21 protein-coding genes are annotated in these 21,739 nt (G+C 31.5%); all 21 read right to left on the bottom strand.

Features of this window, described 5'->3' with window-relative positions; all coding sequences use genetic code 11:
• Positions 1–63: 63 nt before the first annotated feature.
• Positions 64–3,231 carry a hypothetical protein gene (locus ACTPNM_RS15665; RefSeq protein WP_440122740.1) on the bottom strand — a complete coding sequence of 1,056 codons (3,168 nt, stop codon included), beginning with the start codon at positions 3,229–3,231 and terminating at the stop codon, positions 64–66.
• Entirely contained in the window at positions 3,219–6,401 is a 3,183-nt protein-coding gene (locus ACTPNM_RS15670; protein ID WP_440122742.1) for a baseplate J/gp47 family protein, read from the bottom strand. The genes ACTPNM_RS15665 and ACTPNM_RS15670 overlap by 13 nt, the downstream gene beginning before the upstream one ends.
• 8 nt (positions 6,402–6,409) lie before the next feature.
• Positions 6,410–6,823: a GPW/gp25 family protein gene (locus tag ACTPNM_RS15675; protein ID WP_099215616.1), complete on the bottom strand. Its 414-nt coding sequence runs from the start codon at positions 6,821–6,823 to the stop codon at positions 6,410–6,412.
• A 2-nt stretch (positions 6,824–6,825) separates the two neighbouring features.
• Positions 6,826–7,116 carry a PAAR domain-containing protein gene (locus ACTPNM_RS15680; RefSeq protein ID WP_099215617.1) on the bottom strand — a complete coding sequence of 97 codons (291 nt, stop codon included), beginning with the start codon at positions 7,114–7,116 and terminating at the stop codon, positions 6,826–6,828.
• A 4-nt stretch (positions 7,117–7,120) separates the two neighbouring features.
• Entirely contained in the window at positions 7,121–8,866 is a 1,746-nt protein-coding gene (vgrG, locus tag ACTPNM_RS15685; protein WP_440122744.1) for a type VI secretion system tip protein VgrG, read from the bottom strand.
• The gene (locus tag ACTPNM_RS15690; RefSeq protein ID WP_440122745.1) at positions 8,867–9,553 is read right to left on the bottom strand and encodes a CIS tube protein; all 687 of its coding nucleotides are present in this window, start codon (positions 9,551–9,553) and stop codon (positions 8,867–8,869) included. It abuts the gene before it with no gap.
• The gene (locus tag ACTPNM_RS15695) at positions 9,553–9,714 is read right to left on the bottom strand and encodes a DUF5908 family protein (RefSeq protein WP_408028391.1); all 162 of its coding nucleotides are present in this window, start codon (positions 9,712–9,714) and stop codon (positions 9,553–9,555) included. The genes ACTPNM_RS15690 and ACTPNM_RS15695 overlap by 1 nt, the downstream gene beginning before the upstream one ends.
• Before the next feature lies 1 nt (position 9,715).
• A complete protein-coding gene (locus ACTPNM_RS15700) occupies positions 9,716–10,153 on the bottom strand; it encodes a phage tail protein (RefSeq protein ID WP_099215620.1) in 438 nt (145 codons plus the stop codon).
• Positions 10,153–10,599, bottom strand: coding sequence for a phage tail protein (locus ACTPNM_RS15705; protein WP_047790305.1), 447 nt, complete (start codon positions 10,597–10,599; stop codon positions 10,153–10,155). Before ACTPNM_RS15705 ends, ACTPNM_RS15700 begins: the two co-directional genes overlap by 1 nt.
• A gap of 43 nt (positions 10,600–10,642) precedes the next feature.
• Entirely contained in the window at positions 10,643–12,613 is a 1,971-nt protein-coding gene (locus tag ACTPNM_RS15710; protein WP_440122748.1) for a phage tail sheath family protein, read from the bottom strand.
• Positions 12,614–12,642: 29 nt separating this feature from the next.
• Positions 12,643–13,713 (bottom strand): hypothetical protein, encoded by a 1,071-nt coding sequence (locus tag ACTPNM_RS15715; protein ID WP_440122750.1) that lies wholly within the window; start codon positions 13,711–13,713, stop codon positions 12,643–12,645.
• Positions 13,714–13,719: 6 nt separating this feature from the next.
• Positions 13,720–14,295, bottom strand: a complete 576-nt coding sequence (locus tag ACTPNM_RS15720) for a DUF4255 domain-containing protein (protein WP_274639470.1) — start codon at positions 14,293–14,295, stop codon at positions 13,720–13,722.
• A gap of 294 nt (positions 14,296–14,589) precedes the next feature.
• A complete protein-coding gene (locus ACTPNM_RS15725; RefSeq protein WP_440122752.1) occupies positions 14,590–15,435 on the bottom strand; it encodes a tetratricopeptide repeat protein in 846 nt (281 codons plus the stop codon).
• Positions 15,426–16,598, bottom strand: coding sequence for a hypothetical protein (locus ACTPNM_RS15730; RefSeq protein WP_440122754.1), 1,173 nt, complete (start codon positions 16,596–16,598; stop codon positions 15,426–15,428). Before ACTPNM_RS15730 ends, ACTPNM_RS15725 begins: the two co-directional genes overlap by 10 nt.
• A 26-nt stretch (positions 16,599–16,624) precedes the next feature.
• Positions 16,625–17,518: a gliding motility-associated ABC transporter ATP-binding subunit GldA gene (gene gldA, locus ACTPNM_RS15735; protein WP_440122756.1), complete on the bottom strand. Its 894-nt coding sequence runs from the start codon at positions 17,516–17,518 to the stop codon at positions 16,625–16,627.
• 7 nt (positions 17,519–17,525) lie between these two features.
• A complete protein-coding gene (locus tag ACTPNM_RS15740) occupies positions 17,526–17,987 on the bottom strand; it encodes a GNAT family N-acetyltransferase (RefSeq protein WP_440122758.1) in 462 nt (153 codons plus the stop codon).
• A complete protein-coding gene (locus ACTPNM_RS15745; protein WP_440122760.1) occupies positions 17,987–18,472 on the bottom strand; it encodes a dihydrofolate reductase in 486 nt (161 codons plus the stop codon). The genes ACTPNM_RS15740 and ACTPNM_RS15745 overlap by 1 nt, the downstream gene beginning before the upstream one ends.
• Before the next feature lie 18 nt (positions 18,473–18,490).
• Complete coding sequence (locus tag ACTPNM_RS15750) at positions 18,491–18,676, bottom strand: hypothetical protein (protein ID WP_047790311.1); 186 nt, start codon at positions 18,674–18,676, stop codon at positions 18,491–18,493.
• Between the two features lie 64 nt (positions 18,677–18,740).
• On the bottom strand, positions 18,741–19,565 hold the full coding sequence (locus ACTPNM_RS15755; protein ID WP_440122762.1) for a thymidylate synthase: 825 nt from the start codon (positions 19,563–19,565) through the stop codon (positions 18,741–18,743).
• 114 nt (positions 19,566–19,679) lie between these two features.
• A complete protein-coding gene (locus ACTPNM_RS15760; RefSeq protein WP_440122764.1) occupies positions 19,680–19,862 on the bottom strand; it encodes a hypothetical protein in 183 nt (60 codons plus the stop codon).
• 117 nt (positions 19,863–19,979) lie between these two features.
• Positions 19,980–21,725 carry a NupC/NupG family nucleoside CNT transporter gene (locus tag ACTPNM_RS15765; RefSeq protein WP_274639464.1) on the bottom strand — a complete coding sequence of 582 codons (1,746 nt, stop codon included), beginning with the start codon at positions 21,723–21,725 and terminating at the stop codon, positions 19,980–19,982.
• Between the last annotated feature and the right edge of the window lie 14 nt (positions 21,726–21,739).

The raw sequence follows: 21,739 nt of genomic DNA on the forward strand, positions 1-21,739 counted from the left end.
GCTGTGTTAATAAATAAACACGTACTATTTTTATGAGTTTTCTTCGTTATTATTTTCTTTTTCTTATTCTATATTTCCTATACTAGATTGGTTTAGTATAATTCTTCCATCTAATGCTTCATCTTCTGTTTTACAATCAGTTAATCTTCCTGAAGGATAAATAGTATTTAATTGCTGTATAGCTTGTATTAAGTCTAACAACTCGTTATTTTCTACAGGTTGTTTTTGTTCTAGGTTTGTTTTTGCAAACAGATACTTTTTATATGTATTTTCGAACTGTAACAAGTCATTTTCATTATCAGAGTCAATTCCTTTTCGTTTTCCTACCCAACAAATTCTTGGTAAAACATGTGCAGGAAGTTCTTGTCGAATAATATTTTCCATATAGCGTCTAAAATCTGGGTTTGAAAAACGATAAGTATATCCTGGCAAAACGATACTTACTCTGTAAGAATACGGATCAATAGTTCCGCAATCTTCACAATCTTTTGCGCAAATAGGTAAGAAGTTTTCTATTTCATTACTCGTATTTTTTGGTCGTAAAACCATTTGATCTTCATTATACACCCCTTTTTCTAAAAAATCTTTTTTTAGTAGGAAGAAAAGTTTCTTTAAAGCATTCTTCAATGCGTTCCTATTTTCATATTCACTTGACTTTGCAAGACTTGATTCACTGTTATCTTCAGGCTTTTCATGGTTAACTACATTAAACCAATATTTTACAGAGTTTGATTGTTTTGATAATGTAGCATTATGTATTCTTATGTGTCCAACTCTCTTTTTATCTATAACATCTTTTTTAAATGTTTTCTCTAAATCAATTTGTTTTGTTTGTAAAACTTGTTGTACAATTAAGTAGAAACCTTCTACTGCAAATTTTTCGCTTGCATAGTTTTCTTGGGCTGATAACAAGATGTTTCCATCATTATCTCGTAACCTCCATCGGTAGATATTACTTCCTTCTATTTCTTCATATATTTCAACATAAGATTCGGTAACATCTGGACGCAATAACATGTGCTCTACTAAAAACATTCCTTCTTCAGTAAAATCTTTTTTCAAAAAAGAAATTATTGCTAACAATGCTTCTTTTAAATCATTACTATCTGTATAGTATTTGTATTGTTTTGCAATGATGTAATCAGAACTACTCTTTGGTTTTTCTGGGTTAATAACATCAAAAGAATACTTTACTGGAATAGAAGGTTTTGATGGTGTAGATTCATGTATTCTTATAAATCCAATTTGCATATTATTTGTAATACCCTCTTCAAAAGCTTCCTCTATATCTTTTTCTTTGGTTTGTACCATTTGTAATACTGCAAAGTATAATTCTTCAATAGCAAAAACTTTTTTAGCATAGTTTTCAGTTGCTGACAACAGTATATTTCCATCATTGTCTTTTAACCTCCATCTATAGGTATCACTCCCTTCTGTTACTTCATAAATATCTACATTGGTTTCCGTTAAGTGTCTTCTTTTCTCATTAGCAATTCCCATTAAACGTGCTATACGTTTTTGAAATCCGGATACATTATTTGTGTCCCATAAATTTTCTTGGGGTTGTTTGTAATAGTTAAAAGCTACACCTCTTTCACTACTTATTACTTTATAATCTTTTAAAAAGGCTTCTTTATTTGATAGCACAATTTCATCAGTAGCTGTTCCGTACAACGCTTTCATAATAAATGTGTACTCTCCAAATCGTTCTGCAAAACGTGCTAGCAAATGATCTAAAATAGAGTTTCTGCGTTCTACATTATTATCGAACTGATTGAATAAAAGCTTTGTTAATTCATCATCATCTGACTGTGGATATTCACTTACGAGCTCATCAAAATCTTTAATATCTTTTACTGCTTGTGTAAAAAATGTTCGCGTTTCTTGTCCGCTAACAGACAATAATGTTTTTACTTCTGATAAGTGTTTGAAGTAGGTTGCTAAGATTTGATCGAAAAATGTTAAATACGCCTTTAGTTGTTTGGCTTTTGCTTTTCTTTCATTGGTTACGTGTATTGCTAAGCCTTCTTGACCAATACCATAGGTGTCAGGAAAATCGTTTTGAATAGTAGTATACTCACCTGCTCCTATTGAACTGCCTTTTGGTAATGATAAAATCTTTTCATCAGCTGTTATTTGCTGTGAAGCAATTTCATCTTCTTTTAATTGCTTAAGGTATTCATCAACTCTATTGTAGTTTAAGTTCAGAGGAAAAAATCCTTTGCTAAAATTAAACGTACTCTTTTTACACAATACTGGTTTTTTATCTGGATCGATACAAACTATCCATTTATTTTCTTGAACAATGTTTTCATCACAAAATCCTACAGAAATATCTTTAATTAGCTTTACTCCATCAATATTCATGATGATTTTCATCACATCAGAAAGACGTACTTCTTTTCTTAATTCTGCTTTTTTGAGTTCTTTCGTATCTATAAATCCTTTTGTTAATACCGGACCATCAAACACCTCATCGGTAGTATATCCTTTATCAAGCATTTGTTGCACTGAATAAAACTGTAACGACGGTGATAAGTAATTTTCTATCTGAAATAAAATATTAGCATACACCCACTCTTCATCTGCTTCTGGAACAACATCTACATTGGCACAAATAGCAATAGGCTGTGTATCTACTTCATTTATTGCTATTAAATCTTCGCATAAATTTCTATTCTTATGATAAGCTGTTTTGATATTCGGAAAAACCTGCTCTTTTGTATAACCTTCTTCTAAATCAACCAATAATGAATACAGTCCCTTTAACTTAAAGTCTTTTTGAAACTCTGGTAAAATATCTTCAAACTTTTTGTAGCTTAATTTGTTATTCTTACAATCAACAAATACTTGTTTATCATAAATTCGTAACCAACAGTTTTTTACTCCTTCTAAATCAATAAACAATTTTCTATAATCTAATTCATTGACTGGTTTTGTTGGAAAAATTTCTGATGCTTTATAAAACTGTGCTTGTAGTGATAAATTCGGGTCTTTAGATGCTAATAAATCTTCTAGTGGTGTATTGATACGCATTCCTAAATCGGTAATAGCATAACACAACATTTCTAAAATAGTTACTCCTGGGTCGTGCGAATTGAAGTCAGTCCATAACTTACCTCCAAATGTTTCTAAATAAGAAATTCCTTCTTTCCTTAAAAAAGAAAAATCTAAATCGTCTTTGGTAGATATATTCTTCGGAATATTGATATGTTCGTTTATAGCTGACATGTTTGTTCTATGATTTTTTTGGTTCCTTTACAAGTGGTTAACACTGTACTTACGTTATGTTTCTTTGCTGATACTAGTATTGATTTTGGATCACTTGGTTCTATTTTATACACATTAGCATCCTCATTCATCGTTACATTTTGCAAATAATCTACATAGGGTAGTTTTTCTAGGTAATCAATTAAGACACTTTTATGTAGCATAATTCCAAAGGTTACTTCTTTGGTTTCATCAAAAGCCCAAGGAGACAGAAACTTTGTAATGTCTGTTTTTAATTGTTCGGTATAGAAATTTTCATCATATCCATCATAAAAACTTACTTCTAAACCTATGCTTACTTCTTCGTAATTAGGATTGATGACTTCTGCATTTACATGTAATGTATTTAATGCATTGATATACTGTGTTACACTATTTAAAGTGGCTTTACTTACTCGTGGTTGATAAATGTCAAATACATTTTTATTTACAGTATCTGGCACGACTACTAAAGTAACATGACCTGCTGCTGTGAAACTTGTTTGTGAGGTATGGTTTAAGCATTTTACCTTATAAATTTCTGGGAATTCTTGAAGAATTAAATGCTCGTAATCCCACAAGGTTATTGCTCTGTTTTTGTGACGCAAACGCTCGCTTATTCTTCTGTAAAAATTATCGTCTGACTCTTCTGGACTTCCTCCAAAAGAACTGTAAGGTTGTGATACTGATTTAATTTGTGGTATACGTGTAACCATTTTTTTAATGGTTCCGCTAGGTAGCCCGTTTTTTAAATGACTTACCTCATTATTGTTGTTTACAAACGTAGTTTCTACTGCTTGAGCGTGAATACCAATAGCCTTGCATACTGCTTCAAATGATTTACTCATTTGTGCTTTTATCCAAGTATATCCTGATGGTAATAATATATTATTTGAAGTAGCTTCTTTAGGTATTGAAAATTTAACTATTCCTGATTTTAAAAAGTTGTCTGTGTTATTAGAAATGATATTGTTTTCTAACGTTTTCCACTTATTATTACATAATATCGACCAATTTATCTTTTCGTTTTCTCCGAAGCTTTCCACTAGTGGATTTTCACTTCCTTCTAATACTTGGATTAACAACGAAAGGTTTTGCTGAGGTTCAATGTTTTCTATTCCTAAAAACAAATGACCTCCTAAACAGTATTTTGGTACTAAAGTGGTTTGAATAGTATCTTTATCAAAAATATCCACAATTCCTTTTTCTTCTTGTAAATATTTCTTCTCTGCATAATTTTCTTCATTCTGACCGAAAGGATGCTCATGAAAAAGTTGAATACGATTTTCTTCCAAATCCATACTTTCCATTAGCATCGCTTCTTCTGCCGAATAATCTACAGAAATTGACTCAACCAAAGGAGTATAAGGCTCATTAGGAAGATTAATAAGTCTACTTCTTGAACTAACTGCTAATGCATATAATTTAGGGTATAATTCATGAAAAAATGATTGCTGTAACGATAATTGTAAAGGTCCTGCCTTGTCAATTTCATACGAACTTCCTGAATTAGTTACTGTAAAAACAGCTGTATAAAATATCTCTTCATTATCTCCGTCTTCAAAAACTTCTTTTTTAAAGAGCTCTACTATTTCCCCTATTGTTTCTTTAGTTTCCCCAGCGGCATGCAACAACCTCTTTTCCGCTTTAAAATAATTTTCATCTTGAACTAGGATAGCTCTTGAACTTATATCTTCTATAAGCTGTTCTTTATACGTATTAATTGAAGAATAACTAGACGGTTGCACATACGCTTGGTACCATTCTTTAAAATCATCTGGCGTATTTTTCCAACGTAGATTTACCGTAAAATCTTTCCATTTTTTTGAGAAAGCTTCGTCGTAACTTACACTAAAATTAGATCCTTCAATAGGACGTGTAGTAAAAGGGTGAAATGGTTTTTTAGTTCTTACCGTTCCATTATCATTTTCTACAGTTGCCGACTTTACTCCTTTAACATCTGTTTTTATGGTTACTTTTTCAAGTGTATTTCCTGCTAAAAACCTATAAAAATCATATCCTACGGCTGTTGAAACATCAAATTCAAAACGCACTAACGGATGTGAAGTTTTATATTTTGTTAGTAAAAACTCTTCATTATACTCTACTAATGCACCTGAATCATATCCTAAGGTAAATTTGAAACTTATTTGATTCGTAGCAACTAACGCTCCATCATTTACATTGTTAATAGCAACCAGTGTTGGTTCAATCCATTTTTCTTTTCCGCTACCAAAAATTTGAACGGTTTGCAATAATTCACTTACATCAAAAGAGTTTTCTTCAAAATTGTTTTTAAAATTAATGGTTATCGTTACTGTTCTATCTCCTTCTTGCAACAATAACATTGGTGAGGCGATTGAAAACCCTACTACTGCATCTGGCAATTCAGCAGCATTTTTTCCACTTGCAGGATATCCGAAGGGATACCAATACGGCGCATCTTCAGGAAGTGGTTCTTCAAAACCATCTTTTGTGTTAGCTACTGCACTTGCTTTTATTTTTTTTAAACTTTCTGAATTGTTATTGTAAATGGTTTTTATGGCTCCTACTGAGGCTTTGTTTACTATTAATTCTTCTGTTGTTTCGTAAACCAACGGATTTCCTAGGCTGTCTTTTTTTGCATCAAGTAAGGTTCCTTCTTCAATTCGTTCGTCAGTAATCTTTTTTGCTAATTCAAAAATTATATGCGCTTGATCTGAAACAGGTTCTCGTTTTTGAACTTGTAATATTTCTTTGTAATAAAAATCTAAATGACGTTTGGTTAAATTATTAAATCGTTCTTTTGAAAATTCTAATAACTCTAAGAAGCAAACAAACAAGGTTAAATGCGGACTCAACTTTCCTTCCTCCGTATATCCATTAAGAGTTGAGCTAATGTTTTCTTTTAATTTTTGATATTCTCTAGTTCTCCTAAAAGGAATATCTGCTGTAGTTAATTTTTTAAAAAAATCTTGCCAATCTCCAGATGCTACTTTATGATTTCCTGTAGGAAAGTAATTTAATTTTTCAGCAAAATTATAAGCAAACAAAATCCAATCTTCTATAGTAAAATCGTGAAGTTCGAAATTATCAGGATCTAATGCGTCAATATAACGCAGCTCTTGTCCTGTTCCGTTTCGTTGTAATATGCTAGAAATGATTTTACTCATGGTGTGTCTTAATTTATATCGGTTCCTTCTCCTTTATAGAAAGGGAAAACAACATTCGTTCTACTATTGGTAGCTCTAACTATGTATTCAATTTTTATTATTAACATTCCTTCTAAAGGGTCTGTTTCTGAAACATCAATATGAATCACATCAATTCTTGGTTCGTGATATAAAATTGCTGTTTCAATTAAATCTTTAGCATAGGTTATTAGCGTTCTATCTAACTTTTCAAAAAGAAGCTCTTGTAAGTTGCAACCGTAATTAGGTAGCATTACACGTTCTCCTAATCTGGTAGTTAACAATATTTCCAAGCTACTTTTAATATCTTCTTCTTCTGAAATCATGATAACTTCACTTAGATCTTTTGAAAACTCTGGTGGAAAATCCCAACCTATTCCTAAAAATGCTTTTTTATTTTCCATTGTTATCCTATTAAAACTGTTGCTTCTCCTAGTACAATAGTTCCTCCATGTGAAGTACTATCTCCCATTCTTGCTGCTGGCATCCCTCCAATTAATACGGTTCCTGATCCAGCGACTATGCTATCTGGTGGCCCAGTACAAGTTGCCATATCACCTACTCTCGCCGCAGGTAACCCTCCAATTAATACGGTAGGTTCTCCCGCTGGTAAAATTGGGCCTCCTACATGAGGTACTGTTCCTGTAACCATTGGACACACATGCATGTCTGTTATTCTTGCTGCTGGGTTTCCCATTTTTTTAATTTATTTGAACTAATGAACCTTTTAAAACAGCTATAGCACTTGTTGAAACTTCTGCCCCAGCACTACCTTCTGCTTTAAATTCTGCATTGGCTGCTATGCTCACATTTGTTCCTTCAATATTTACATCTCCTGATGCTTTTAATGAAATATCTCCGGCACTTTCCATTGATATTCCATCGCTATTTATCGTAATTACATTAGAATTATCATCTTCAATCGTTATGGCCCCTTCATCTTCATTCAGCGAAATAATTTTTCCTGCGGGTGTTTCAATAGTGATTATTTTTTTATCATCATCAAACAATACTTTCATTTCACTTCTGGTAACAATTCCTTTTTCGTGATTATCATCAGTAGCTGTTATTGGAGAAGGTTTTGCACTACTGTGCAACATTCCTAAAACAATGGCATCATTAGGATCTTCATTAATAAACCCTACAATCATCTCATCTCCTATTTCTGGACGGAAGAAAATACCTCTGTTTTCTCCTGCATCGGGTGAAGCTACTCTACACCAAATACCTTCTTCTTCGTTATTTACAATTGGAATTTGTACTAGAATTCTATCTTCTCCATCAGGGTCTTCTTCTAATTGAGAAACAATTCCCACTTGTAACCCTTGAATGGCAGGCAATAATCCTGAAGCCGGTTTTGCTGAGATTTCAAAAGTTTCAGAAAACCATTCTGTTGATAAACCAAACTGTGCATTGGCTACCCAATTTCCTTCTGAAATTACATGCTGAACTCCTGTTACATATACATTTCCGTTAAATCGGTCTCCAACACCTTCTAGTTTTAAAATGGTGTTTGGTTTCACTGACGGGATTCCTTGAAATTTTACACGCCCTCTTACTTTTGCCAATTGTTGAAATAACCATTTGGCATCTGCCCAGTCTTGTAATTCAGTATCCGTAACAACACCTCCGTGTCGTAACTCCATACTTTCTAAACCTATGGTTTTGTTTAAGTCTGAAACCGATAAGTTTCCATTTAAACTTACATTTGGATCTTTTCCTTCAATTTCGATCACTTCTTGATCGGCGTGATTCCAGCTGTAAGCTGCTACTTTTTTCACTTGGTGACGGGCATCTATTTCTGCATCAAAGTCTAATAAGGATCCTCCAAAAGTTACCGTTTCAATTTCTGACTGACTTACATTAGGTTTAGCTATGGTTATTGTTCCATCATCTACAAAACATAGTTTTCCATTGGCTTGCGCTCTTGAAACGACAAAGTCCCAATCTGATGCATTATATTGCACCAATTCAGCGTGGTTGTAATTTGTAGTTTCTACATCTTTTGACAAACTATACTTCCCTATAATTTCTTCAAAAATGTCGCTATCGGTACTTTCATAGAAATATTTACTTTTTCTGCCTACGGTCATTTTTACCGCTTCATCTTTACACTCAACTATTAATTGTGCTGAACTAGCTCTAATTCTTAGATTATGCTTGATAACAATTCCCTTAAAAATAGTTTCTTCATCAGAATGATATCCTGCGGTAATTTCAATTTCTTTACCAGGAATTAATAACTCTTCGTTACTTAATTTAAAATCTCTCTCTGAAGCATCTCCATCAATTAAAACAATTTGAGCTGTTGGTATTTTGTTTACTTCTTTGGAAACAGTAATATTTTTTACCTCATATTGTTTTGAGAGTTCTTCTCCTTCAATCAAGATTTTAAAAGTGACTAAATCGGCACTTTTTGAAGTTTGTATGGTTCCTGTATTATTCATCTAAGCAAATTTTTGTAAGGGTGGGAAAAATATTTCTTGTCCTGATTTTAGTTTTCTGAACTGCATTATTTTATTAACACGAGCTACTTCTAAATAATACTTTGAGTCTCCATAAATACGATTACACATAAGTGGTAAAGTGTCTCCTGATCTCACTTTACGATAGTGAGTTAAATCTGGCGACTGATTGTTTTCTCTTGCTACTCGTAAATCATCATCAATAGTACCTTTTACCTTAAGCTTTGCACTGGCACGTAATGGTGTTCCATCTGGTGCAAACAATTTATATTCAATAGAAAGATCTACTAAAGAGCCCTTAAAAAGGAGAGCACCCCATTTAATCATTAAATAGTTAGGTTTGTGCTCTTCTCCTTTGTATTCGAATACAATTTTTTTAAACGCTTCTATTTTATCTATGATTCCATCTTTTAGATCACTTTTTCCGTCAATGGCTCCACTACTATCAAACAACAGATCTAAATCTAATTCTTGAGGAGATATTCTTGTAAACTTAGGTTGAGAGCCACTTGTACCTTGCCCTTGTTCTTCAGTATATTCTGGTTTATAAGCAACCATATACTTTTCTGGGTTTATAAGTGTTGTAAACTCCCCATTGGCTACTTCATTCTTAAACTTATCGTCAGAATACGCCTTTATTACTAATTTTTTTAACTCTCCTTGACTCATTATCTTTGTTTTTGTCTTTCAAGAATATCCATTACTTCCTCCACACATGCCGAAACTATAGCTGCTGTGTTTCCTTTTTTTGACCCACTTGTTTTTCCTTGTGATTCTGATTTTTCATCCACGTTAATCTTAATATGTAATTCTTTGATAGTAATAGGCATCTTATACTATTTTAAAATAATTATAGGTTAATTCAAGTGTCTCAATAACCAGTTTACTTTCTTCAGCATTAAAGTCTCCTACATTCCATTTTACAGGGTATGCATGTTTTACATTCCATGTTTGTATGGCTTGCTCGTCTTCACCTAATAACATTACATTGATATTTATAGGTTGTATCTCGAAGTTTACTAGGGCTTTTTTACACCATTTAATTACTTCTGAATCGACAAGCATCCCTCTTTTCAACACTAAATTTGGATATTTAGAACGTACGGGTATTTTATGCTTGAATCTGTTTTCTCCTCCTTCGGCTATTTCTTCAGTTTCAAGGTCTACCGAAAGACCTGAAACTGATTGAAATGAATTGTCGCCGCTTGAAGTTGGAATATCTTCAAACTCTACTTTAAAACTAAATCCTACTGGTGGATGATAGCTCATTACGATGACATTTTAAGCTTCTCAATTGCCCACTCAGCAGTTTCAATGGCTATTTCATTACCATCAGCTTTTAAGTCTGTAGGCTGTACTTTAGTGATATAAGCATTCTGAGCTTCCCATACTACAGCTGGTTGTCCAGTCTCATCTAATAATTTGATGGTTAAATCTCCTCTAAATTGCTCTCCTCCTTCTTGGAAATAAACTGTTTTAGCCCATTGCTTGTAAAACTGTTTACTTTCATCTACAAAGGTTCCTCTCTTCATAGTAATGTTACTATATTCGAATAATCCTGGTTGTTTTGATTTGTGGTATTCTTTATCTGCTCCTCCACGATATTCTATTACTTTATTATCAAAACTTAACCCTGATACTTCTGTACAATTAAATTTCGTATCACCAAAGGTTACCTCGAAGGAAAACTTTGGCATTGGATATGATTCTGCCATGATTCTTTATTTTTTATTTATATTTTTTGGTTAGTTAGTTTACTTATGCTTCTTGCATTTTGTGAGAGAATTTAAGTATGATAAATTCAGCTGGACGTACTACTGCCATACCTATTTCTATGATCATATTTCCTTCTAAAACATCTTGAGCTGTCATGGTTTCTCCTAAACCAACACTTACATAAAATGCTTTTTCTGGTGTAGGCCCCGCAAGTGCTCCTGCTCTCCATTGTTGTGTTAAGAAGTTATCAATCATTGCTTTTACACGCACCCAAGTATTTTTATCATTAGGTTCAAAAACAAATTGTTCTGATGCTTTTTTAATTGACTCTTCTGCCATGTTGAAGAAACGTCTTACAGATACATACCTCCATTCATTATCATTTCCTGCAAGAGTTCTTGCTCCCCATACAAGATTTCCTTTTCCTACAAAAGATCGAATTGCATTTATTGATTTACCCGCAACTGTATCTACATTTAAGTTTTGTTGTTCTTCATGAGAAATTTGTAATGTTGGTTTAATTACATAATTCAGGCTTACATTGGCTGGTGCCTTCCATACGCCTCTATCTGAATCAACTCTTGCATAAACTCCTGCCATAGCCGAAGACGGGGGTAATACCATTGGCATTGCATTTATTTCTGATTTTACCGTATTATATGCAGCATTATCTATCAATTCTATATCTTTTAGAGTTAACCCATGTAAATTACCATTGTCTGTATCTCCTCCAATTGCACTTGTTAAACTTGTTAATAATTCTGGGTTATCAATAGCATCAGCCACATTTTGAATTTTTGTTTCTAATACTGATGTACCTCCTCCGTCTAATGTAGACAATGCTGAATTACTTGCTGCTTTTGCAATTTCTTGAGTTGATGGGTTTGTAGCATCATTCTTTATGTCATTTACTTCAGATATTAAAGCCGTTATTTCTCCTATTTTTGCTTCTAAACTATCTGCATCATCCTTAACGTTTGTGACTTCAGCAGATGCCTGATTATCTATTGCTTTTTGAGAATTTCTTGCAGCTAATAAAGCTAGAGTACTTTCATTTTTAACATTGTTTAGTACTGATAAAATATCATTCAATTTATCTACAACATCACTAGATGCACTTTTCGCTGCTGATGCTGATCCTGCATTTATAACAGCTGTCGTTGACGTATTTAAATCTGTTATTAAACTTGGTACGTTTATAATAACATTATTTATATTCGTTAAACTTCTATTAGCTATATTCACAGCTTCATTAGTCGAATTAGCTAATTCTGAAATATGAGTAATTGACACACTTGATTCATCATAATCGTAATCTAAAATAGTTTCTAAAAAAGGATAATATGCCGCTCCATATTTCACATAATCTTTATCATTTGAAATTTTACTTCTTAAATCTTCTACTGGAGTTTCATTCTGTTCATCGTCCGTTTCAGTATCTATAATGGCAAACCTATCTTGTAATTCATTACATTGTGCCAATGCATCATTATATAAAGCAAAGAAATCATCCGTATTTCCCATATTTACTGCATCTGGAAAAAGTAATAACGTAGGTTCATCTTCTTTACGAATTTTAGCCAACCCTTTGTCTAAATCTGTTTTACTTACTAGCGTAGCAGGGTTTACTTCTATTCCATATTGATCTACAGATACAATATAACATGGTCCTCCTCCATTCGCAAAATACATTTGCATTGCATAATACATTAAAAATGGTTTTGCATTACTTGGTTTACTTACTACATAAGATCTTTCTATAGTTTTATTTATCAATTTATCAACAATTTCTACATCAATAGAGTCCTCTTTAAGGGCTTTTCCAAAATATGTTTCATATTCTAAGAGTGATGTTATTCTTGTTGGAACTAGAGCTAGAGTATCTCCATTCTTTTTCTCTGCCTTCTCGGTATAACCAATAAAAGCTGGAATTGCTGTTTCTACTTGAGCTACCGATGGGGGAAACTTTACAATTTCCTCTACGTAGACTCCTGGTGTTTTGTACGCTGACATAATTACTTGTTTTAAATTTTAATTTTTGTTTATATAAATACTTCCGAATAATAATCTTGCGATTCTTTCTTAATACTTTCTGGAGTAGGATTTGGGAAATAATAATCTTCTTGTGGTTCTGGTATAACGTCTTGTTTATCTATCTCTACACGACCATTAAGTGTCAATGGTTTTTCTTCTGACGTAGTCATTACAAGGTTTTCACTTCTTTTCGTGTAACGCCAAAATGTGTTTCTATTTTCAATACAAACAGAAAACTCTGGTGACTCCTCTAACAAACATTGTTTTGAGACATCAAAGACTTCTGTTTCTTCATTCTTAGTTAATACTTCTTCTGTTAAATTGTTGTTATTGTCTCCTGATATCTGGATTTGAACAACCCCTATTACCCCACTATTTTTAATTCTTCTTACAAAAAAATTAATAGTATCTATCACCTTTTGCTCTTCTTCATTTAAAGGAGTAGCATTTGTTATTTTAGATTCTATAACATCTAATTCAGAAGCATTGATATTTGCTATGGTTACTAAGTTTGGCATAATTGAATCAAACTCCTTTTCTCTTTCTAGTTGATGTAATAGCTTTCTTGTTTCACTATCTGAAATCAAAAATGAACTCCATTTTTTCACCTCAGAAATTGTTTCAAATAAATTGATTACTGAGGAACTTTTGTTTGATAAGTAATATAGTTGCTCCTCTTTCTTTTCAATTATGTTAGAAAAATTTTCAAAATAAACATGGTGCACTTTTAAGTAAAAAGTTAGCGTTAGTGAATCGGGTAATGTAATTATTGGACTATATCTATTTACTTCTTGATTTCCTTCTTCAGCTGTTACTTTTATAGTTTCTGATAGTACTCGAACTCCTTTTTTATGGCTTCTAAGTAATAGTCTATGATTTTTTAAATCCTTTTTGGTTTCTTGAGTAGGTTGAATTGATAGAAACTTGCTAATATCATATTGCTCTTCTAAACGTTTTTTTTCTTCATCTGTGAGAGGTATTACTCCATTATTTCCTCCATTTAATTCAAAAAAAGTTCGTTCTCCTTCGTCTAAAAAGTAAGAGTGATATATATTGATATTGAACAGTGTTTTGTACATAATCTTCTAATTTTTAATTATTGATTGTTGTTCAATACCAGAAACTACTGTTCCTTCTTTAGTTACAATATCCCTTTCTATTTCTAGTAATGTTATTTTGTAAAGTACTGACGGGTATTGTTTGCCTCCTAAGGTTCCCCATATATAATTTAACTCCTCAAAAGAAGGTGTATATAGTTGAGTAATAAATTTAAAAGTCTTTAGGTCTCCTAGTCCATCTATACCTTCAAAGTTGGTGTTTTGATGTGTGAATACTTTTTTACCTTGAAAAAAGGCTAATATTTTTGTCAAACTCTTTAAAGATTCAGCATAACTGGATTTATCTACACTGAATAAAACATAAAGGTTTAAATATACTTTTGGATTTCTGTAACTAACTGAAGTTCCTTCTACACGATTGTTAGAAGTATTTTTTAATGCAAACTCTTCTTGTGTATTAATTAATGTTAATGAAATATCTGGAGTGTTTGCTGGGGAATTTCCATCTCCTTCAGCCATAGCTATGTTTGATAAGTCTACGGCTTTTTCGTCGAAATAGTCATTCAATTCTTCGGTAATGATTTGTAATATTTCAAAAATCATTTTAATAGTAAGTTTGGTTAGTTTTGCTTGTAGATTGAAGGGTTAGCAATCAGACATTGTAAAATTAACCTCTCTTGTGAAGAATAACCGCAATGAAAAACTCTTTTAAAAAAGTAGTTTCTCCTAAATATTTTCTAATAGAATTACAGGTAGTAAAAAGGGGGAAATCACCCTTACTTTTTTAATCAAGAATTTTTAAGTTTTACGTGAATCCAATAAAAAACTCTTTATGCACACTGTGCATAAAGAGTTTATATATATTCTTGTTTGTTAACTTAAACGAGTATTTTGTTTTTAATTTAGTCCTTTCAATTCTTTTTCAATCATATAAGGAAAAACTTCATCAAAACGCTCAATATACGGTTCGTTCATTTTATATTCTGGTATTTTCTGAGCTTTTAAAAAGTATTCTTTTGCTTTGGTATAATCCTTTTGATTTTTATAAATTAACCCTAGTTGATAATATGCTTCTGGGAACATATTGTAAGCTCCTTTTAAAGACTTTTCAAAACTATTAATTGCATTTTTGTAATCCTTCTTTTCAGCATAACATCTCCCTAAGTAAAAAAACACTAAATGATTATCACTAATATCAAATCCTAATTTTTCTTCCTCTTTGTTTGCCGTAATAAACTCTTCAATAGCTTCGTCATACCTTCCAAGTTTATACAATGCCTGTCCTTTTTGTAAGCCACAAGGCTCTCCCCAGCAGACATTATATTTATTTCCAGTAATTTTTTCTATTAAATCCACATCTTTTATCGCACCTTTATAATCACGGTAATAGTACAACAATGTCCATGCTCTATACTGTAATGCATTTACTTGCCCTTTAGCTGTATCTATATCAACAGCTTTGTTAAGTATTTCCATTGCTTTTATATGATCTCCTACTTTTTTATACGAGTAAGATAATCGTTGAATATAATCTATTTTTTCAGGAAGAATTGCAATAGCTGAATCTTTATAGTCTCTATGAATTTGTGAAGGCTGAAGAAAATAGACTGACATATCATCAAACTTTTTTGCTATAGAGTCTTTGTCTTTATTTGTAAGTTCATCTAAAGACACTTTATTTTCAGTTTTACAACTTAAAACAAAGGCGGTTGCAACAATAAATACTATTTTCTTTAAGGACATACATCTACAATTTTATTATTATCTATTTTAAACATTAAAAACGCATGAACATCTTTATACTTTAGCCATTCCAATCCTTCAACTTTTGGCCAATCTTTAAGACTAGCTACTTTATTTATTAAATGTTTAACTAACTCATTAGAAAAACTTGTTTTCTTATAATCCCTGGTCATTTGTATCAACCCAAAGTCTCCAACATTTTTATTACAGTTTACATTAAAATGAATAATAATATACCCTTCTTTTCTGTTTTCTTTAATTTCAGGAAGTCCATCATTAACATAGTTCTTTAGAAATTCATTCCCTTTTTTAAAAGTAACATCATCTCCGTAATAATACTCTCCTTGATAGCCTTCAAAACAATTTTCAAATTCATTAGATTCCTTAATAGAAGTACTAAAATCTTTATTATTAATTGAACTTGTTTTTAATAAGACCTTTTGTCCTTCGATATCTCTTACAGAATAATTTTTCAACGAAATATTCGAGTCTGAAATAACGGTTATTTGTAATATAGGTAGTGAATTTTCAGTTTGTTTTGAAAATGAAAGAAACAACTGATTATCTATTTTAAAAAGATTAAATTTCATGCTTTGATTCTCTGAAATAACCTTCTCTTCTTTATAATAATAGTTAGTCAACTCTATTACTTCTTCATTTTTGAATGAATATACTTTTTCTATTACAAAATCTTCATTAGGGGTGTCATTTTTGCTTTTTTCAACATTACATTTCCATATTTTCGATTCTAAAAGCTTTTTTACATCTTCAACATACATATCTATTTTATCGAAACTTGTTTTCTTAAAAACCGCTAAATCCTTATATATTGGGCTTCTTGATTTATCCTTATATCTTGAAAAATTAACTGTATCAAGTAAATCAAATACAGTTATCCTTTCACCTTTCTTTTTACAAATTAAAAGTTCTTTACCTGCTAACTTTAAAGTATCGTTTGCTTTTATTGAATCGACTTTTTTCTCTTCTATTTTCTTTCCTAAATAGTTATACAAAGAAACCTTTTTATCTTCATACTTTAATAAGTATGGATAAGGTATAACCTTATCTAAACCTCTGTAGCCACCAATGTAAATGTTTGAATCTTCCTTTTTACTGCATTTCAACAGAAAAGGAACTAATACCAGAAGTAAAAGTTTTTTCATTAATCAATTTTTAGTTTTTCTTTTTTTTATTTAGTCAATTCCCTGAATAAACTTTCTAAGTTTTTGTTTTCGGTATTTAATCCTAGAATTTTTAATCCGTTTTCTTGTGCAAAGTCAAAAATTACTGGGCGCATATCTTTAGAAGAATTAAAAGTTAACACCCAATTATTTTCTAGCGTATTTTTATATGCTGTAATATTTGGTAATCGTTTAATAAATTGTTCCTCTAATTTATAGTCAAACGTTACTTTAATTACTTGTTCATTATCTGTTTTAAGTTCTGAAATAGGTTTATTAATTACTATTTCTCCTTTATTTATAATTATAACTCGGTCACACATTGCTTCTACTTCTTGCATAATGTGTGTAGATAGTAATACTGCTTTATCTTTTCCTAACTCTTTGATTAATTGACGTATTTCAACTAATTGATTTGGATCTAATCCTGTTGTTGGTTCATCTAAAATCAATACTTCTGGATTGTGTAAAATAGCAGCCGCTAATCCTACACGCTGGCGATAACCTTTAGATAATTGATTAATCTTCTTGTGTGCTTCAATCGTTAACCCTACTTTTTCAATAATCTCATTAATTTTAGCCTTTTCTATATTATGTAAAGATGCTTGAAACTGTAAATATTCTCGCACATACATATCCAAGTACAACGGATTATGCTCTGGTAAATAACCTATTTTTTTTTGTGCTTCAATAGGGTTTGAAATTACATCAATACCACTTACCAACACAGTTCCTTCTGAAGGTTTAATAAACCCTGTTAAGATTTTCATTGTTGTAGATTTCCCAGCTCCGTTTGGACCTAAAAAACCAACTATTTCTCCTTTCTTTGCTGAAAAAGAAATATTATTAACAGCCTTTTGTGTTCCGTATGTTTTTACTATTGAGGTAAGTTCTATCGACATTTAGTTCTTATGATTTCAGCTGAATCTTTACAGCATTTAATATTGATGAATTGAGTTTCTCTTTTTCAAAAACAGTGAATCCTAATTTCTTATAAAAACCTATTGGCGATTTATATGTTTGGTTATTTTCTTTTAAATAGTTTTCACCAATAACAACCCAACCATTTAATTTATTGTGTCTTTTTTTTAGCTTTTCAATTAGGCTTCTACCTATTCCTTTTCCTTGAATTTCTGTATCTAAAATCATTGCAAACCAACATTCTCCTTCTCGAATAAAATCACAACACCAACCCAATACTCGACTATTTTCTATAACCAAAAGATGATTTTTGTCCTTTAGTGGCCCTAAATACTGATTAAAATCTTCAATACTTTTCTGCTTAATGACATATGGGTATTCACGATTCCATAGTAACCTAACTTGTTCTTTATAAAAAGTGGATAATTTATTTGTTTCTTTAAACTCCATTATCTTCTTTCGTAAGAAACGAAGCTGTAGTCATATTTATTTTTCTCGTCAGCTTTAAAATCTTCCCTTGCTACTTCTTTCCATACATTCATATCTATTTTAGGAAAAAAAGCATCTGCTTCAAATTCATGATGCAGCACAGTTATATCTAATCTATCAACTAAACTTTGCTCTAAAGCTTCCTTGTAAATTTGCGCTCCACCTATTATAAACGCATCTTTTCCTTCTGCTAACTCTATAGCTTGCTCAATACTATTTGCTATTAAGCATCCATCTATAAAATAGTTCTTATTTCGGGTAATAATTATTGATGTACGGTTGGGTAAAGGTTTTCCAATACTCTCAAAAGTATTCCGTCCCATTAAAATAGGATGCCCTGTAGTAACTTTTTTAAAACGCTTTAAATCGGCAGGCAAATGCCAAATTAAGTCATTATCTTTCCCTAAAGCATTGTTTTTTGCAATTGCAGCTATGAGTGTAATCATAAATTTAGTTTGTGTGGCTTACATGTTTTTCACCCATTCTTTAATATAACCTGTAAGGTCTCTTTTTTCTGTTGTAGCCTCTTCAAAAGTTTCATTTTTCATATTATCAACCAACGTATGAATTGCTTTTAATACATTTTCATCGTTAATTTCGGCTATTTTATCGTAGAGATCTTCTTTTAAAACATCAACGTCTATATTCATTCTTATAACTTTTTTGCTGGTTTCTTACAAAGCTACTAAACAATATATATAAAATAAAGTTAAATTATACTGCTACAACTCCTTTTATGTGAGGGTGTGGGTCATAACCAATCAACTCAAAGTCTTCAAAAGTAAAATCTTCAATATTTTTTATTGCTGAATTAATTTTCATTTTAGGAAGAGGTCTTGGCTCACGTGATAATTGCAACTCTAATTGCTCCATATGATTATTATATATATGAGCATCACCAAACGTATGAATAAACTCTCCTGCTTCATAACCACAAACTTGTGCAACCATCATGGTAAATAAAGCATAAGACGCAATATTAAAAGGAACTCCTAAAAATATATCTGCACTACGTTGATACAATTGACATGAAAGTTTCCCGTCTGCTACATAAAATTGAAAAAATGCATGACATGGAGGTAATGCCGCTTTACCATTTGCTACGTTTTCTGCAAACGATTTTGAAGTATCAGGTAAAACTGAAGGATTCCATGCAGACACTAACATTCTACGACTATTAGGGTTACTCTTTAGTGTTTCAATTACTTCTTTTAATTGGTCTATTTCATCACTATTCCAGTTACGCCATTGATGTCCATAAACTGGTCCTAAATCACCATTTTCATCAGCCCATTCATTCCAAATACGTACACCATTTTCTTGTAAATACTTAATATTGGTATCACCTTTTATAAACCATAATAATTCATAAATAATCGATTTTAGGTGTAGCTTCTTAGTTGTTACCATTGGAAACCCTTCACTCAAATCAAATCTCATTTGATATCCAAAAACACTCTTAGTTCCTGTTCCTGTTCTATCTCCTTTTTCGTTTCCGTTTTCTAAAACGTGTTTTACTAAATCGTGATACTGCTTCATCCTTCTACGTTTAATTGTTAAAATTATTGATTTGTTTAACAACGTAAAAATAAAAAAGCATCTACAAAAAATGTAAATGCTTTTAAAATTATATTAATAAGTTATCAACTATAACTATGCCCAAACACAGTTTCCGTTACTTTGACAGTAACCATAGTCACAAAACTCAAAACCGTTAGCAAATCTTGTACAACACATGTTGCTTCCTTTACAATAGGTATAGCCACCTCCGTTAATTTGGTTTTGTTCTCTTTTTGATAACGTTTTAATTCCTTTTAAACTTTTCAGTTTTTTCATGATAGATTTAATTTTGGGGGTTAATATTGGTATAAATATATCAAAAAAAGTGAACAAACAAAACTATCAACCTAAAAAACAATAGATTACAAAAAACCTATTATTCTAAAAACCTTATTAACCAATAATCATACCTGCTATGGTTGCTGACATTAACGAAGCAATTGTACCTCCAATTAAAGCTTTCATACCAAATTCAGATAAGTTTTTACGTTGACCTGGTGCTAATGAACCAATTCCTCCAATTTGAATTCCAATAGAAGCAAAATTTGCAAAACCACATAACATATAAGTAGCCATAATTACTGACTTGCTATACGTTAAATGTGTTGCACTTGCTGCATTTTTTAAGTCTGCTAATTGGATATATCCCACAAACTCACTTGCAGCTAATTTAATACCCAATAATTGTCCCATTAATGCCATATCTTCTTTAGCAACTCCTATTAACCACATTAAAGGTGCAAAGGCATATCCTAAAATAAATTCTAACGATAATGCTTCATAAGGTGTAGCTCCTTCAATCAACTCATTCAAAGAAGTAAATTTCCAGCTGAAATATTCAATTCCATCAAAACCTCCAATTCCACCTAAAATACCATTTATCATGGCTATAAATGCAATAAATACTAATAACATTGCTGCAACATTCATTGCTAGTTGTAAACCTTCTGTTGTTCCATTAGCAATGGCATCTAAAATATTTGAACCAATTTTTTCTGATGAAACTTGTACATCTGTATTTACTTCTTCAGTTTGTGGATATAATATTTTAGAAATAATAATTGCTCCTGGTGCTGCCATTACAGATGCTGCTAATAAATGTTTTGCATATAATAAGCGTAATGCTTCATCATCTCCTCCTAAAAATCCAATATAAGCAGCTAAAACAGCCCCTGCTACGGTTGCCATTCCTCCTATCATTACTAATAAGATTTCAGAACGGTTCATTTTTTCTAAATATGCTTTAATCAACAAAGGTGCTTCTGTTTGTCCTAAGAAAATATTTCCTGCTACCGATAAACTTTCTGCTCCAGAAATCTTTAAAAATTTAGATAACAACCAAGCTAATCCTTTTACTACTTTTTGAATTAACCCTAAATAGAACAACACTGACGTTAGTGCCGAGAAAAATATAATTGTAGGCAATACTTGAAAAGCAAAAATAAATCCAAAAGAATCCATATCAGCAACTAAACCGCTGAATAAAAACTCACTTCCTGCTCTTGTAAAATCTAATACACTAACAAATAAACCTCCTACTAACTCAAATGTTTTTTGCACAAAGGGAACTTTTAAAACTCCTATTGCTATTAATAATTGAAAAGCTAATCCCAGTCCTACTGTTTTCCAATCTATACCTCTTCGGTTTGCACTAAATAAAAAAGCTATAATTAATAATGTTACCATTCCTAAAGCTCCTCTCCATAAACTTTGCATTGAGAAACCTTGACTTGGAATTATTTTACTTGTATTATCTACTACTTCTTCAGAGTCTTTTTCTAAAACTACTTTTGGTTCTGTTGTAAAGTTATAAAGTATGTTTTTTTCTGAAAGTGTTAATACTTCATCTGTTAACTCAACTACATTGTAATAACGAACTGTATCGTTAGGTTGTTTGTAGTTAAAAATTAATAAGTTATTTTGATGAATATAGTTTCCTGAAGCTTGTAAACTATCTTTTGCTACTAAAGAGTATGTAAAGTTGCCTTCTGATAAGGTAAAAACATCTGTAGGATCTATAGAAACAATTGAATCTCCTTTGGTTGTTGTAATTGATGAGAAATTCCACTTTTTTTCAATGCTTTGGCTAAAAGTTATCATCGTAACGCAAAGCATTATGAAAGTAAATAGTTTCTTCATTTTTAATATTTTAA

This window comes from Tenacibaculum sp. Ill, from assembly GCF_051938915.1.
Taxonomy (GTDB): Bacteria; Bacteroidota; Bacteroidia; order Flavobacteriales; family Flavobacteriaceae; genus Polaribacter; species Polaribacter larymnensis.

Bases quoted from the DNA above. Each gene is read 5' to 3' on its own strand.
- ACTPNM_RS15765 (WP_274639464.1), bottom strand. From the start codon at position 21,725: ATGAAGAAACTATTTACTTTCATAATGCTTTGCGTTACGATGATAACT.
- ACTPNM_RS15720 (WP_274639470.1), bottom strand. From the start codon at position 14,295: ATGATTTTTGAAATATTACAAATCATTACCGAAGAATTGAATGACTAT.
- ACTPNM_RS15680 (WP_099215617.1), bottom strand. From the start codon at position 7,116: ATGGGAAACCCAGCAGCAAGAATAACAGACATGCATGTGTGTCCAATG.
- ACTPNM_RS15695 (WP_408028391.1), bottom strand. From the start codon at position 9,714: ATGCCTATTACTATCAAAGAATTACATATTAAGATTAACGTGGATGAA.
- vgrG (WP_440122744.1), bottom strand. From the start codon at position 8,866: ATGAATAATACAGGAACCATACAAACTTCAAAAAGTGCCGATTTAGTC.
- ACTPNM_RS15665 (WP_440122740.1), bottom strand. From the start codon at position 3,231: ATGTCAGCTATAAACGAACATATCAATATTCCGAAGAATATATCTACC.
- ACTPNM_RS15705 (WP_047790305.1), bottom strand. From the start codon at position 10,599: ATGGCAGAATCATATCCAATGCCAAAGTTTTCCTTCGAGGTAACCTTT.
- ACTPNM_RS15700 (WP_099215620.1), bottom strand. From the start codon at position 10,153: ATGAGCTATCATCCACCAGTAGGATTTAGTTTTAAAGTAGAGTTTGAA.
- ACTPNM_RS15740 (WP_440122758.1), bottom strand. From the start codon at position 17,987: ATGGAGTTTAAAGAAACAAATAAATTATCCACTTTTTATAAAGAACAA.
- ACTPNM_RS15715 (WP_440122750.1), bottom strand. From the start codon at position 13,713: ATGTACAAAACACTGTTCAATATCAATATATATCACTCTTACTTTTTA.
- ACTPNM_RS15710 (WP_440122748.1), bottom strand. From the start codon at position 12,613: ATGTCAGCGTACAAAACACCAGGAGTCTACGTAGAGGAAATTGTAAAG.
- ACTPNM_RS15760 (WP_440122764.1), bottom strand. From the start codon at position 19,862: ATGAAAAAACTGAAAAGTTTAAAAGGAATTAAAACGTTATCAAAAAGA.
- ACTPNM_RS15670 (WP_440122742.1), bottom strand. From the start codon at position 6,401: ATGAGTAAAATCATTTCTAGCATATTACAACGAAACGGAACAGGACAA.
- gldA (WP_440122756.1), bottom strand. From the start codon at position 17,518: ATGTCGATAGAACTTACCTCAATAGTAAAAACATACGGAACACAAAAG.
- ACTPNM_RS15750 (WP_047790311.1), bottom strand. From the start codon at position 18,676: ATGAATATAGACGTTGATGTTTTAAAAGAAGATCTCTACGATAAAATA.
- ACTPNM_RS15745 (WP_440122760.1), bottom strand. From the start codon at position 18,472: ATGATTACACTCATAGCTGCAATTGCAAAAAACAATGCTTTAGGGAAA.
- ACTPNM_RS15690 (WP_440122745.1), bottom strand. From the start codon at position 9,553: ATGAGTCAAGGAGAGTTAAAAAAATTAGTAATAAAGGCGTATTCTGAC.
- ACTPNM_RS15725 (WP_440122752.1), bottom strand. From the start codon at position 15,435: ATGTCCTTAAAGAAAATAGTATTTATTGTTGCAACCGCCTTTGTTTTA.
- ACTPNM_RS15675 (WP_099215616.1), bottom strand. From the start codon at position 6,823: ATGGAAAATAAAAAAGCATTTTTAGGAATAGGTTGGGATTTTCCACCA.
- ACTPNM_RS15730 (WP_440122754.1), bottom strand. From the start codon at position 16,598: ATGAAAAAACTTTTACTTCTGGTATTAGTTCCTTTTCTGTTGAAATGC.
- ACTPNM_RS15755 (WP_440122762.1), bottom strand. From the start codon at position 19,565: ATGAAGCAGTATCACGATTTAGTAAAACACGTTTTAGAAAACGGAAAC.